Annotated in this window: 12 protein-coding genes and 4 tRNA genes; 5 read left to right on the top strand and 11 right to left on the bottom strand. The window is 60.1% G+C overall.

All coding sequences use genetic code 11. The features are described 5' to 3' along the window. Positions 1-722, bottom strand: a 722-nt coding sequence (locus tag HX814_RS02825; protein ID WP_177015379.1) for an adhesin, incomplete at its 3' end; no start/stop codon positions are given. A 162-nt stretch (positions 723-884) separates the two neighbouring features. On the opposite strand from HX814_RS02825, the gene HX814_RS02820 reads away from it, so the two are divergent. Beyond that, positions 885-1,091, top strand: a complete 207-nt coding sequence (locus HX814_RS02820) for a hypothetical protein (protein WP_134326072.1) — start codon at positions 885-887, stop codon at positions 1,089-1,091. A gap of 176 nt (positions 1,092-1,267) precedes the next feature. Here HX814_RS02820 and HX814_RS02815 read toward each other — a convergent pair whose 3' ends face one another. The 9 genes from HX814_RS02815 to gltX form a co-directional block, all read right to left on the bottom strand. Further along, positions 1,268-2,233 (bottom strand): tRNA-dihydrouridine synthase, encoded by a 966-nt coding sequence (locus HX814_RS02815; RefSeq protein ID WP_177009374.1) that lies wholly within the window; start codon positions 2,231-2,233, stop codon positions 1,268-1,270. Between the two features lie 40 nt (positions 2,234-2,273). After that, positions 2,274-2,723: a thioesterase family protein gene (locus HX814_RS02810; RefSeq protein ID WP_177009373.1), complete on the bottom strand. Its 450-nt coding sequence runs from the start codon at positions 2,721-2,723 to the stop codon at positions 2,274-2,276. 50 nt (positions 2,724-2,773) lie between these two features. Beyond that, the gene (locus HX814_RS02805; RefSeq protein WP_102368520.1) at positions 2,774-3,607 is read right to left on the bottom strand and encodes an alpha/beta hydrolase; all 834 of its coding nucleotides are present in this window, start codon (positions 3,605-3,607) and stop codon (positions 2,774-2,776) included. 28 nt (positions 3,608-3,635) lie between these two features. Then, on the bottom strand, positions 3,636-4,175 hold the full coding sequence (locus HX814_RS02800) for a TetR/AcrR family transcriptional regulator (protein WP_003214462.1): 540 nt from the start codon (positions 4,173-4,175) through the stop codon (positions 3,636-3,638). 184 nt (positions 4,176-4,359) lie between these two features. Further along, positions 4,360-4,435: transfer RNA gene (locus HX814_RS02795), tRNA-Glu, on the bottom strand. Between the two features lie 80 nt (positions 4,436-4,515). Next, positions 4,516-4,591: transfer RNA gene (locus tag HX814_RS02790), tRNA-Ala, on the bottom strand. A 50-nt stretch (positions 4,592-4,641) separates the two neighbouring features. Continuing rightward, a tRNA-Glu gene (locus tag HX814_RS02785) sits at positions 4,642-4,717 on the bottom strand. A gap of 79 nt (positions 4,718-4,796) precedes the next feature. Continuing rightward, positions 4,797-4,872 (bottom strand) — tRNA-Ala (locus HX814_RS02780). Between the two features lie 147 nt (positions 4,873-5,019). Next, positions 5,020-6,501, bottom strand: a complete 1,482-nt coding sequence (gene gltX / locus HX814_RS02775) for a glutamate--tRNA ligase (protein ID WP_003214464.1) — start codon at positions 6,499-6,501, stop codon at positions 5,020-5,022. A gap of 196 nt (positions 6,502-6,697) precedes the next feature. On the opposite strand from gltX, the gene HX814_RS02770 reads away from it, so the two are divergent. Next, on the top strand, positions 6,698-7,744 hold the full coding sequence (locus tag HX814_RS02770; RefSeq protein ID WP_008438770.1) for an HlyD family secretion protein: 1,047 nt from the start codon (positions 6,698-6,700) through the stop codon (positions 7,742-7,744). After that, positions 7,734-9,284 carry an MDR family MFS transporter gene (locus tag HX814_RS02765; protein ID WP_177009372.1) on the top strand — a complete coding sequence of 517 codons (1,551 nt, stop codon included), beginning with the start codon at positions 7,734-7,736 and terminating at the stop codon, positions 9,282-9,284. The genes HX814_RS02770 and HX814_RS02765 overlap by 11 nt, the downstream gene beginning before the upstream one ends. Before the next feature lie 162 nt (positions 9,285-9,446). Here HX814_RS02765 and uvrB read toward each other — a convergent pair whose 3' ends face one another. After that, positions 9,447-11,462, bottom strand: coding sequence for an excinuclease ABC subunit UvrB (uvrB, locus tag HX814_RS02760; RefSeq protein ID WP_008438773.1), 2,016 nt, complete (start codon positions 11,460-11,462; stop codon positions 9,447-9,449). A 343-nt stretch (positions 11,463-11,805) separates the two neighbouring features. Between uvrB and HX814_RS02755 the strand changes: the two genes are divergently transcribed. Together HX814_RS02755 and HX814_RS02750 are read left to right on the top strand one after the other, a co-directional pair. Then, positions 11,806-13,002, top strand: a complete 1,197-nt coding sequence (locus HX814_RS02755) for an amino acid aminotransferase (protein WP_003214471.1) — start codon at positions 11,806-11,808, stop codon at positions 13,000-13,002. 310 nt (positions 13,003-13,312) lie between these two features. Next, on the top strand, positions 13,313-13,522 hold the full coding sequence (locus HX814_RS02750; RefSeq protein ID WP_003214473.1) for a hypothetical protein: 210 nt from the start codon (positions 13,313-13,315) through the stop codon (positions 13,520-13,522). Positions 13,523-13,552: the final 30 nt, after the last annotated feature.

The raw sequence follows: 13,552 nt of genomic DNA, 5'->3' as shown, positions 1-13,552 counted from the left end.
GGCGGGACCGGTGCATCGGGCTTAGGCGGGACCGGCTTCGTTGCATCCGGGTGAGGACAATGGCAGTTCATCACTTGGACCGTGACGTTCACGTCGGAACTGCTCCGGCTGTTCGGCTGCACGTCCTTGCCCGATGCGGGGTCTGGCCTGCGGGGATCTGGCAGGGGTTTAGGCGTTACCTTAACCTCGGAACTCGGGACCGCTGGATTGTTTGCTGGCTTGTCTTTCTGTACCGACACCTCAGGATTGGGCCCGGACTTGTCCTTGAGTGCAGTGTTCAATACCGGCGAGTTGGTCTCGGCTTTGTCCTTGGCTACAGTGTTCGGCACTTGCGAGTCAGTCCCCGCCTTGTCCTTGGCCGCAGTGTCAGGCACATTCGATTTACTGTCCGCCTTATCCTTCACCGGAGTATCGCTACTCTTTTCGGGTTTAGGCAGCGGGCCAGCATCGGGTACCAACTTGGGCATCCCCCCCTGCCCGGACAACATGTTCCGTATGGCCTTGAATGCATATTCAAACAACTCGAACAACTTCTCGAGTGCATCCTTGTTGAAGGTGACGGTTCCATCCGTCACCACGGCGGGATTGTTTTTCAATACTGTGCCGGGCGTATTCGCCCGGATTTCGCCGGCGCTCTTGTCGACAGACTTTGGCAGGTCTGCATTCTGCTGATTGAAGTCATTAGTCAAGCGAGGGAAATTATTGACCGACAAATTAGACATAAACAAATCCTTATTCAGTGATTGCCAAAACTCCTTCAGCGGTCTGCAAACAGACCGTCCAGGTTCTGGACTGGAAACAAACCCGAGTGCTGCACACTCCCTACTTTCGTGGGTGTTGCGAGCATCGGGTTCCGAAAATCGGCCTTCACATAAGGAAATCAAATGAAAATAGAGACTTTATCCTATGGACTTTCCGTAAAACATCATGCCTACCCGGTGGTCGCCGTGGGCAAAATGGATATATCAGGCAACAGTCAGCCGTTAAGGCAAATTGATGAAATCACTCACCCACGCCAGTCATTCATATCTGTGTTATTGCGCGCGCCCCTCATACTCCAACTAACAAAACTTAAAAATATGCGCCGCTGACACCGCAAGACTCTGTAGCAAACAAGAAACTTGCTCACATATATAAAGCAATCAAAAAGCTCTAGTCACGTGCCCACAAACACTCGCTGTTAACGATCCGTGGCCTTATTTCAAGCAAAAAAAAGGGCGCCCACGGCACCCTTTCCTACTGAATTGAAACGCTTATATATATGTACTCAATTTTGCAGCGCAACCGAATCAGGCACCCCTAACAATCGTCCTACCTGCTCCAGGTCGGTTTCCCGCCGCATCAGCGTAAATAGTTCAACTGCTTCGGGATAGTTGCGGGTCAGCATCGCCAGCCATTGCTTCAAGCGTCCCGGCGCCTGGCGCTCGGTCAATTGCTCAACGGATTGCCGCCAGAATTCCTGGAGCATGGGTTGCATCTGCGCCCAAGTCATCTCGACCACCTCTTCCCCGGCCCGCGCGGCAGCAATCTGCCGGGCCAGGTCGGGACGAGCCACCAGGCCGCGACCGAGCATGATGTCTTCGGCACCGCTGATTTCGCGACACCGCCGCCAGTCTTCAACGCTCCAGATATCACCGTTGGCGAACACTGGCACCTTGACCACCTCTTGCACACGCGGGATCCACTCCCAGTGCGCCGGAGGTTTGTAGCCGTCAGCCTTGGTGCGGGCATGCACCACGATATGTGCTGCGCCGCCTTCGGCCAGGGCCGTGGCGCACACCAGGGCACCGTCGGGGCTATCGAAGCCCAGGCGCATCTTGGCCGTGACGGGAATATGTGCCGGCACCGCACGCCGTACGTGTTCGACGATCTGGTTAAGCAGCTCCGGCTCCTTGAGCAGCACCGCACCGCCACGGGACTTGTTCACGGTCTTGGCCGGGCAACCGAAGTTGAGGTCAACCACCTGAGAGCCCAGCTCACACGCCAGGGCGGCGTTTTCCGCCAAACACACCGGGTCTGAACCGAGTAACTGCACACGCAGCGGCACGCCGGCAGCGGTCTTGGCACCGTGCAGCAACTCAGGGGCGAGTTTGTGGAAATAGGCAGGCGTCAGCAGGCGGTCGTTGACCCGGATGAACTCGGTCACGCACCAATCAATACCACCGACCCGGGTCAGCACGTCCCGCAGGATGTTGTCGACCAACCCCTCCATGGGCGCCAAAGCAATTTGCATGGAAAACACTCAACGAAAAACGTGGCGCAGTTTACTGGTTTCAGACGCTGGCAGGTAATTCGCCTTGCAGCGCAGGGCCATAACCCTCAAGAAATTCCGACGGCATGCGCTTGGGCTTGCCGCTGGACAGTTCGATGCAGACAAAGGTGGTTTGCGCTCGCAGCAAGGTAGCGCCATCACGCGGGCGTACCAGCTGGAAGCGTCGGGTCATTTTCAGGCGCTGGTCCCAGTCGACGATCCAGGTCGCCAACTGCAGCTCATCGCCCTCGTAACCGGCGGCGAGGTAATCGATCTCATGACGCACCACGGCCATCGCGCGATCCAGCCTGCGGTACTCGCTAAGGTCCAGCCCCAGGCGCTGGGAATGGCGCCAGGCGCAGCGTTCGAGCCAGGACACGTAAACGGCGTTGTTGGCGTGCCCCAGACCGTCGATGTCTTCGGCACCGACCTGCAGATCGATGATAAACGGCGTTGCCAAATCCCAGCCCATGGGGTGCTCCCGGTCGATTAATGTCGGCGGCGAGCAGTGTAACCCATGGCTCAGGCGGTTTGGCGCTCCGGCACGTGGCGGCCGGCCAGCAGCGCCAGCACGCCTTCGATCACACGCGGATCCGCCAGCACTTTCTGGTGCCCGCCCTGCTCCAGGCGCAGCAGGCGGCTGTCGAACCAGGCGTCATGGATGACCTGGCAAGCCTTGACCGAGACGAAGGTATCGTCTTCGGCATGCACGATCAGGCCCGGGATATTCATTTGATAGTGGGCGACATCGAGGTGCTTGAGAGGCATGCCCATCGTCAGCTCGACCTCCTGGATAAACGCCGAACGCGCTCGCGCCGGCAAACCGACCATGCCGGCAAAGCCGCGCAGCACGTCGAGAAACCGCGAGGGTGCGGCGATGCTGACCAACGCCTTGGTGCGCAAGCCCAACTGCACCGCCAACATCGCGCTGGCCCCACCCATGGAGTGACCGACAACCGCATGCAGCGGTGGCAGTTCGGCAGCCGCTTCCAGCATGGCACGGGCAAACAGCAGCACATGGGCTTCGCGCCCCGGCGAACGCCCGTGGGCCGGGCCGTCCAGCGCAACCACCGAATAACCCGCGTCCACCAATGCGCTGATCAGGCTGGCGAATTGCGTCGGGCGCCCTTCCCAGCCGTGCATCAACAGCACCGCAGGGCCCTGGCCCCACTTCAGCGCCGACAGGCCGAAACGCAAAGTGATGCGCTCGGACTGCGCCAGCAGCGGCAGCTCCCAGTCACGGGGCGGCAAATCGCGAGGCGTCATGAACACCCGACGCATCTTGCTGGCCACCGTTTGCGGCGCCAGCCGGCCCAAGGTGCCATTGACGCCACGAATCCATTTCAACGTGCCCATCGCTCATCCCTCAGGCCAGAAGCCGTTCTTAACGCACTGCGGACTTGGCCGCACGCAATACACGATCCGATAACTCACCCGGGCCCAGGGCGCGGGCCAGCGACAAGCCGCCGATCATCAGTGCCATGTCGGCCAAGGCCTTGTCGGTGTCTTCCGGGCTGGCGGCCAGCTGTGCTGCCATCAGTTCGCAGTGTTCGTTCAAGGCCTGGCGAAATTCGTCCGGCAGGCGGCTCATCTCGCCCACGGTGGACGGGATCGGGCACGCCTGGCTGGTGGAGTCACGGTGTTTACGCGACAGGTAGAACGCTGCGACCAGCGCGCGACGCTCTTCACCGGTCAGCGAGGAGTCCATGTCATCGACGGCGGCGCGACGCCGGGCCAACAACTCGGTGAAGGCCTCCAGCATCAGCGCATCCTTGCTTTCAAAATGCGCGTAGAAACCACCGACGGTAAGCCCCGCCGCGCCCATGACTTCGCCCACACTCGGCTCGGCCGGGCCGCGTTGTACCAGGGCGGCGCCGGCAGCTTGCAGAATGCGTTCGCGGGTTTGCGCTTTTTTATCGTTCATCGTTGCCTCCGAATCTCATGCTTCGAATATTATTACCATAATAATATTTCGCAAGCCACAGGCATGACCATTGGTCAGAAGAACATTCAGGGAAAAAGGAAGGAGGATTGGCCAAACGCCAGACAAACAAAAGGGCCATTCAATAATTGAATGACCCTTAAAAATCCCGCAGAGCGGGTAATCGTGGCGTCCCCTAGGGGACTCGAACCCCTGTTACCGCCGTGAAAGGGCGGTGTCCTAGGCCACTAGACGAAGGGGACACAAACCTTCTGTACAACTGATCAGCGCTGAGAACTGATCGAATTCAAGGACGGTGTGGCCAGACCTTGAACCTGTAAATTGGTGGAGCTAAACGGGATCGAACCGTTGACCTCTTGCATGCCATGCAAGCGCTCTCCCAGCTGAGCTATAGCCCCGGATTTTTCGCCTCGCGGCGCAGCAGACCTTTCGAACTGCTTGTTGAAACTGGCGTCCCCTAGGGGACTCGAACCCCTGTTACCGCCGTGAAAGGGCGGTGTCCTAGGCCACTAGACGAAGGGGACACAAACCTTCTATACAACGTGATCAGGCTGAGTCTGATCGAATTCAAGGACGGTGTGGCCAGACCTTGAACCTGTAAATTGGTGGAGCTAAACGGGATCGAACCGTTGACCTCTTGCATGCCATGCAAGCGCTCTCCCAGCTGAGCTATAGCCCCTCGTCGGTGAGGACGGGGCGAATCTTAATGGCGTATTCGAAACGTGTCAAATTTATTTTCAACAATTTTCAAAATTTTTTGCCGAGATAACAATCACTTACCGAGCAAACCCCGGAAAACCGGGGTTTGGCCGTTACAACGGCGTGCTTAAGCGATAGCGCCCAGCAGCTTTTCCCATTCCTTGTTTTCTTTCTTCGACACACCACCAAGCAAATCAAGGGCTTGGCGCAGACGGAAGCGAGTCAGGTCCGGGCCCAGAATTTCCATCGCATCGAGCACCGACACCGAACTCGCCTGCCCGGTGATCGCGGCAAACATCAGCGGCATGGCATCGCGCAATTTCAGCTCCAGGGATTCAACCACCGCCTGGATAGTCGCGGTAATCGCATCCTTCTCCCACTGGCGCAGGCTTTCGAGCTTCCACAGGATCAACTGCATTAACTGGCGAACCTGGTCACCCGAGAGTTTCTTCGACTCAAACAGCTTCACGTCCGGGTTCACGCCACCGGCAAAGAAGAAACTCGCCAACGGTGCGACCTGGCTGAAGGTCTCCACCCTGCCCTGCACCAGCGGCGCGATCTTCATCATGTACTCGGGGTTCAACGCCCACTGCTGCACGCGGCTGGCGAACTCTTCCACCGGCAGGTCACGCAGCCACTGGCCGTTGAGCCACGACAGCTTCTCGATGTCGAAGATCGGCCCACCCAGGGACACACGGGACAGGTCGAAGTTATCGACCATTTCCTGCAACGAGAACTTCTCGCGCTCGTCCGGCATCGACCAGCCCATGCGGCCCAGGTAGTTGAGCATCGCTTCGGGCATGAAGCCCATGCGCTCGTAGAAGGTCACCGAGGTCGGGTTCTTGCGCTTGGACAACTTGCTCTTGTCCGGGTTACGCAGCAGCGGCATGTAGCACAGCTGCGGTTGTTCCCAGCCGAAGTACTCGTACAGCAGGATCAGTTTCGGCGCCGATGGCAGCCACTCTTCGCCACGCAGTACGTGGGTGATGCCCATCAGGTGGTCATCCACCACGTTGGCCAGGAAGTACGTCGGCAGGCCGTCGGTCTTCATCAGCACTTGCATGTCCATGCGGTCCCACGGGATCTCGACGTCACCGCGCAGCATGTCCGGCACCACGCACACGCCTTCGCTCGGCACCTTCATGCGGATAACGTGCGGCTCGCCGGCAGCCAGGCGCCGGGCCACTTCTTCCTTCGACAGCAGCAGTGCGCGGCCGTCATAGCGCGGGGTTTCACCACGGGCCTGTTGCTCGGCACGCATCTGGTCCAGCTCTTCGGCGGTGCAGAAGCACGGGAAGGCGTGGCCCATGTCGACCAGTTGCTGGGTGTACTGCTTGTAGATGTCGCTGCGCTCGCTCTGGCGATACGGGCCGTGGGGGCCGCCGACGTCCGGGCCTTCAGCCCAGGTAATGCCCAACCAGCGCAGGGCATCGAAAATCTGCTGTTCCGACTCGCGCGTGGAGCGCAGTTGATCGGTGTCTTCGATCCGCAGGATGAATTCACCGCCATGCTGCTTGGCAAAGCAGTAGTTGAACAAGGCGATGTAAGCAGTACCTACGTGGGGATCCCCAGTAGGCGATGGCGCGATGCGCGTGCGGACGGTGGTCATGGCGGGTCTCGAATTGGCGATAAAACTGAAAATGAAACAAGGGGCGAATGGTAACAGCCCCAAGCCCTTGGGCTCCAGCGTGGGGAGGCGAACAAAGGGCATATGAGACAAGGTCCGGTCTCAAGTCTCGACATGGCTATTTGCCAGACCGTTCGCTGGCTATATTCCATTACCTTTTGTCGACGACATTATTGCCATGCCTGCCCCGCTCAAACGCCGCCTGTTTATCTTCCTGTTTATCGTGGTCCTGATCGCCGGGGGCTTTTTCGCCCAGTGGTTCTTCAAGGGCCGTTTTTATGAAAGCACCGACAACGCCTACGTCCAGGGCGAGATCACCCGGGTCTCCAGCCAACTGGGTGCGCGCATCGTCGAGGTGCTGGTGGGCGACAACGAGCACGTGGAAAAAGGCCAACTGCTGGTCAAGCTCGAAGGCGACGACTTCCACCTCGCCGTCGACCGCGCCAACGCCGCCCTGGCCATGCGCGAAGCCGAGCGTGTGCAGGCCCAGAGCAAACTGACCCAGCAAGCCAGCCTGATCGCCGCCGGTGCAGCCAAGGTCTCGTCCAGCCAGGCCACCCTCGGCCGCTCGCAGATCGACCTGAACCGCGCACAAACCCTGCGCAAACCCGGCTATGTCTCCGAAGAACGGGTCACCACCCTCGACGCCGACAACCACATCGCCCGCTCCCAGGTGACCATGGCCCAGGCCGACCTGCAGGGCCAGCGCCAGCAGGTCAACGCCCTGAACGCCGAGATCAAGCGCCTCGACGCGATGATCGCCAACGCCAGGACTGACCTGGCCCAGGCCGAACTGAACCTGACCCGCAGCGAAATCCACGCGCCCATCAGCGGCCTGATCGGCCAGCGTGCCGCACGCAACGGTCAATACGTACAGGCCGGCGCCTACCTGCTGTCGATCGTCCCGGACCAGGACATCTGGGTGCAGGCCAACTTCAAGGAAACCCAGATCGGCCATATGCAGCCTGGGCAAAAAGCCGAGCTGACATTCGACGCCTACAGCGATACTCCAATCGAAGGCCGCGTCGCCAACCTGTTCGGCGCTTCCGGCGCGCAATTCAGCCTGCTGCCGCCGGACAATGCCACGGGCAACTTCACCAAAGTCGTACAACGGATTCCGGTCAAACTGACCTTCGCCACCGACAACCCGCTGCAAGGCAAAATCCGCCCGGGCATGTCGGTGACGGTCAAAGTGAACATCCAAGACCCGCACGATGGCCGGTGATCAACTGCTGCCGCCGGTAGGCGAACCGAGCCGGCGCGACTGGATAGCAGTCATGAGCGTAATGCTCGGCGCCTTCATGGCGGTGCTCGACATCCAGATCACCAACTCCTCCCTCAAGGACATCCAGGGCGCGCTGTCGGCCACCCTGGAAGAAGGTTCGTGGATTTCCACCTCCTACCTTGTGGCCGAAATCATCATGATCCCCCTCACCGCCTGGCTGGTGCAGCTGCTGTCGGCGCGTCGGCTGGCGGTGTGGGTCTCGGGCGGGTTCCTGATCGCCTCGCTGATGTGCTCCATGGCCTGGAGCCTGGAAAGCATGATCGTATTCCGCGCGCTGCAGGGCTTTACCGGCGGCGCGCTGATCCCCCTGGCGTTCACCCTCACGCTGATCAAGCTGCCCGAACATCACCGCGCCAAAGGCATGGCCATGTTCGCCATGACCGCCACCTTCGCCCCGTCCATCGGCCCGACCATTGGTGGCTGGCTCACGGAAAACTGGGGTTGGGAATACATCTTCTACATCAACATCCCACCGGGCCTGATCATGATCGCCGGGCTGCTGTACGGCCTGGAGAAAAAGGACTCCAACTGGGACCTGCTCAAAAGCACCGACTATCTCGGCATCCTTACCATGGCCGTGGGCCTTGGGTGTTTGCAGGTGTTTCTGGAAGAAGGCCATCGCAAGGATTGGCTGGAGTCGAACCTGATTGTCAGCTTGGGCACTGTCGCCCTGCTCAGCCTGATCACCTTTGTGATCGTGCAGATGTCCAAGCCCAACCCGCTGATCAACCTGCGGATCCTCGGCAATCGCAATTTCGGGCTGTCGAGTATTTCGAGCCTGGGGATGGGCGTGGGGTTGTATGGCTCGATTTATCTGCTGCCGCTGTACCTGGCGCAGATCCAGAACTACAACGCCCTGCAAATCGGCGAAGTGATCATGTGGATGGGGGTTCCGCAGCTGTTTTTGATTCCGCTGGTGCCCAAGCTGATGAAGTACGTGTCGCCCAAATGGCTGTGCACCCTGGGGTTCGGGCTGTTCGGGTTGGCGAGTTTTTCATCGGGGGTGCTGAACCCGGACTTTGCCGGCGACCAGTTCAACCGCATCCAGATCATCCGTGCGTTGGGGCAGCCGTTGATCATGGTGACAATTTCGCTGATTGCCACGGCATACATCATGCAGAAGGACGCGGGGTCGGCGTCGAGCCTGTTCAATATTTTGCGAAACCTGGGCGGGGCGATCGGGATTGCGTTGCTGGCGACGCTACTGGATGCACGCACCAAGACCTACTTTGATTACCTGCGTGAGGCGATTGTGCCGACCAATCCACAGGTGGCAGAGCGCATGGCCAGGCTGACGGAGACGTTTGGCAGTGAGACGGCGGCGTTGGGCAAGTTGAGTGAGATAGCGCATCAGCAGGCGCAGATCATGGCTTACAACGATGCGTTCCATTTTGTAGGGTTGGCGTTGGGGATCAGCATGGTGGCGATCTTGTTGACCAAGGCGTTGCCGGCGGGGCTTAAGGCTGGGGAAGCCCACTGAAATAACCTGTGGCCAGGGAGCTTGTTGTGGCGAGGGAGCTTGCTCCCGCTGGAGTGCGGAGCGCTCCCAGAATTTTGGGGCCGCTTCGCAGCCCAGCGGGAGCAAGCTCCCTCGCCACAAAGAGCTTGAAGATCGTTCCCACGCTCTGCGTGGGAACGATCATCACACAGCCAGCAACCGCTCCCGCAACTTGCCGATCTCATCGCGCATCTGCGCCGCCGCTTCAAACTCCAGATCCCGCGCCAGCTGGTACATCTTCTCTTCCAACTGACGAATACGCTTGGTGATCTCGCTCGGCGAACGCAATTCCGCTTCGTACTTGGCATTCTCCTCCGCAGCCTTGGCCATGCCCTTGCGCTTCTTGCTGCGCGAACCCGGCACCGTTGCGCCTTCCATGATGTCGGCCACGTCCTTGAACACACCCTTCGGCGTGATGCCATGCTCCAGGTTGTAGGCAATCTGCTTGTCGCGACGACGCTCGGTCTCGCCAATCGCCCGTTCCATGGAACCGGTAATCCGGTCCGCATACAGAATCGCCCGGCCATTCAGGTTGCGCGCCGCCCGGCCAATGGTCTGGATCAACGAGCGCTCGGAACGCAGGAAGCCTTCCTTGTCCGCATCCAGAATCGCCACCAGGGACACTTCCGGCATATCCAGGCCTTCACGCAGCAGGTTGATCCCCACCAGCACATCGAACGCCCCCAGGCGCAGGTCGCGGATGATTTCCACGCGCTCCACGGTGTCGATGTCCGAGTGCAAATAGCGCACGCGCACGCCGTGGTCGGCCAGGTAATCGGTCAAGTCTTCGGACATGCGCTTGGTCAGCGTGGTGACCAGCACCCGCTCCTCCAGGGCCACGCGCTTGGTGATCTCCGAGAGCAAGTCATCCACCTGGGTCAGCGCCGGGCGGATTTCGATTTGCGGGTCCACCAGGCCCGTCGGGCGCACCAGTTGCTCAATCACACGCCCGGCATGTTCGGCCTCGTAGTTACCCGGCGTGGCCGAGACAAAAATCGTCTGCGGGCTGATGCCTTCGAACTCGTCAAAACGCATCGGCCGGTTATCCAGCGCCGATGGCAGGCGGAAGCCGTATTCCACCAGGGTCTCTTTACGGGAACGGTCACCTTTGTACATCGCGCCCACCTGCGGCACGCTGACGTGGGACTCGTCGATCACCAGCAAGGCATCGTCCGGCAGGTAATCGAACAAGGTAGGTGGCGCCTGCCCGGACTCGCGGCCCGAGAGGTAGCGCGAGTAGTTTTCGATGCCGTTGCAGTAGCCCAGCTCGAGGATCATCTCCAGGTCGAAGCGGGTGCGCTGTTCCAGGCGCTGGGCTTCCACCAGCTTGTTGTTGGAACGCAGGTATTCCAGGCGCTCCACCAGCTCAGCCTTGATGCCCTCGATGGCGCCCATCAGGGTTTCGCGCGGGGTCACGTAGTGGCTTTTAGGGTAGAAGGTGAAGCGCGGCAGCTTGCGGATCACCTCGCCGGTCAACGGGTCGAAGGCCGACAGGCTCTCGACTTCATCGTCGAACAGCTCGATGCGGATCGCTTCCAGGTCGGATTCCGCCGGGTAGATGTCGATCACATCGCCGCGCACGCGGAAGCTCGCCCGGGCGAAATCTATGTCGTTGCGGGTGTATTGCAGGCTCGTCAGGCGACGCAACAGTTCGCGCTGGTCGAGTTTGTCGCCGCGGTCGACGTGCAGCACCATCTTCAAATAGGTTTCCGGGCTGCCCAGGCCGTAGATGCACGACACCGTGGTGACGATGATCGCGTCCTTGCGTTCCAGCAGCGCCTTGGTCGCCGAGAGCCGCATCTGCTCGATGTGGTCGTTGATCGAGGCGTCTTTCTCGATAAAGGTGTCGGACGACGGTACGTAGGCTTCCGGCTGGTAGTAGTCGTAGTAGGAAACGAAGTACTCCACCGCGTTGTTCGGGAAGAACGCCTTGAACTCGCCATACAACTGCGCGGCCAGGGTCTTGTTCGGCGCCAGCACCAGGGTCGGGCGGTTCACCTGGGCGATCACGTTGGCGATGCTGAAAGTCTTGCCGGAACCGGTCACCCCGAGCAAGGTCTGGTGCGCGAGGCCGGCCTCAATGCCTTCGACCATCAGGCGGATGGCTTCCGGTTGATCGCCGGCGGGCTCGAAGCGGGTGACTAGCTGGAAATCCGACATAACGTACCTCTTGAGTCACCCCGAGGCCGGAAAAAGCAACGGGGACGAAAAAGACCGCGACCCGCGACTGTTCGGCGCAGGTTGCAGGAAAAAACCATGATAGCTGTAGAAGTGGAGGCGAATGTGACGGGTTTCAAGGCAATCGTCCTACATGCCGTTGGTCACCCATGTTGCAATAAGACTAACGGTCGGTAAATAAACCGAAAAACTTGGCCGAAAAGCCGTTTCGGCTGTCGCCGTGAGCAGTGATGGCCTCTATACTAGCTCCCCGTTTGTGCACCGCTCTAGTGCATTCGGCTGGAGCGCGACACGTCCCTCCACTCTCTATAGAGCTGCCGCAAAAATGAGCCTGTTCTCCGCTGTCGAAATGGCACCACGCGATCCAATCCTGGGCCTCAACGAAGCATTCAACGCCGATACCCGAACCACCAAGGTGAACCTTGGCGTGGGCGTTTACTGCAACGAGGAGGGGAAGATTCCACTCTTGCGTGCCGTTGCCGAAGCGGAAGCCATTCGCGTGGCGCAACACGCCGCCCGTGGCTACTTGCCGATCGACGGTATTGTCGCCTACGACCAGGCCGTGCAAAAGCTGCTGTTCGGCGCGCAATCGCCGCTGATCAGCTCCGGCCGCGTCATCACCGCCCAAGCGGTCGGCGGCACCGGCGCCCTGAAAATCGGCGCTGACTTCCTCAAGCAACTGCTGCCCAACGCCGTCGTCGCCATCAGCGACCCGAGCTGGGAAAACCACCAGGCGCTGTTCGAAAAAGCCGGCTTCCCGGTGCAAACCTATCGTTACTACGACGCCGCCACCCACGACGTAAACCGCGCCGGCCTGCTGGAAGACCTCAACGCCCTGCCGCCACAGTCCATCGTCGTGCTGCACGCCTGCTGCCACAACCCGACCGGCGTCGACCTGAGCCCGGCCGACTGGCAACAAGTGCTGGACGTGGTCAAGGCGAAAAACCTCGTGCCGTTCCTCGACATGGCCTACCAGGGCTTTGGCGACGGCATCGACGAAGACGCCGCTGCGGTGCGCCTGTTCGCCGAGTCGGGCCTGACTTTCTTTGTGTCCAGCTCGTTCTCCAAGTCGTTCTCGCTGTACGGCGAGCGCGTGGGCGCCCTGTCCATCGTCACCGACTCCAAGGAAGAAAGCGCGCGCATCCTGTCCCAGGTCAAGCGTGTGATCCGCACCAACTACTCCAACCCGCCGACCCACGGCGCGGCGATCGTGGCAGCGGTGCTGAACAACCCTGAGCTGCGCGCCCAGTGGGAAGCGGAACTGGCGGAAATGCGCCTGCGCATTCGCGGCATGCGCGAGCAGATGGTGGCTGACCTGGCCAAGGCTGCTCCGGGCCACGACTTCAGCTTCGTCGGTCGCCAGCGCGGGATGTTCTCCTACTCCGGCCTGAGCGTTGAACAAGTGACACGCCTGCGTAGCGAGTTTGGTATCTACGCGCTGGATACCGGTCGTATCTGTGTGGCGGCGTTGAACCAGAAGAACATTGATGCAGTGACCAAGGCCATCGTTCAGGTGCTGTAAGCCTGTTGTGATGCAAAAAAAGGGGAAGCCAATGGCTTCCCCTTTTTCATTCTGAAAACCGCGCCCCCTGTGGCGAGGGAGCTTGCTCCCACTGGGCTGCGAAGCGGCCCCAAAACCTGCCACCGTGAACTTTATGAATGAATGCGGTGCCTGAACTGGGGCTGCTGCGCAGCCCAACGGGAGCAAGCTCCCTCGCCACAGGGTGGGTGGTTTGCCTTCAAGAGCGGGTGTTCAGCCCCTAAAAATTCGCTGCTTTCAGTCCGCTGCCCCTAGACTGACAGCAAGACAGTCCCTTCCCCTTGAGTATCCTATGAGAAACGACGACCTGGACCTGCGTGCCGACCGCGACGAACTGGACCACTTCACCCCGCGCCCACCCCCCGTCAAGCGCCAGAAAAGCCTGGTGCTGCAAGTCGCGCTCGGCGTATTCCTCGGTGGTTTGGCCTTATGGCTGGTGCAACTGGGCGCCGGCGCCCTGATGGCCAAGCTGGCCATGGGCACCTTCCAGTTCGGCGGCTGACAAAGATCAAATGTGGGAGCCGTCGAGCTT

Source organism: Pseudomonas sp. C8002 (genome assembly GCF_013385765.1).
In the GTDB taxonomy this organism is placed as follows: domain Bacteria; phylum Pseudomonadota; class Gammaproteobacteria; order Pseudomonadales; family Pseudomonadaceae; genus Aquipseudomonas.
Note: the sequence above shows the minus strand (reverse complement) of the source record. Positions and strands in the feature narration are given on the sequence as shown.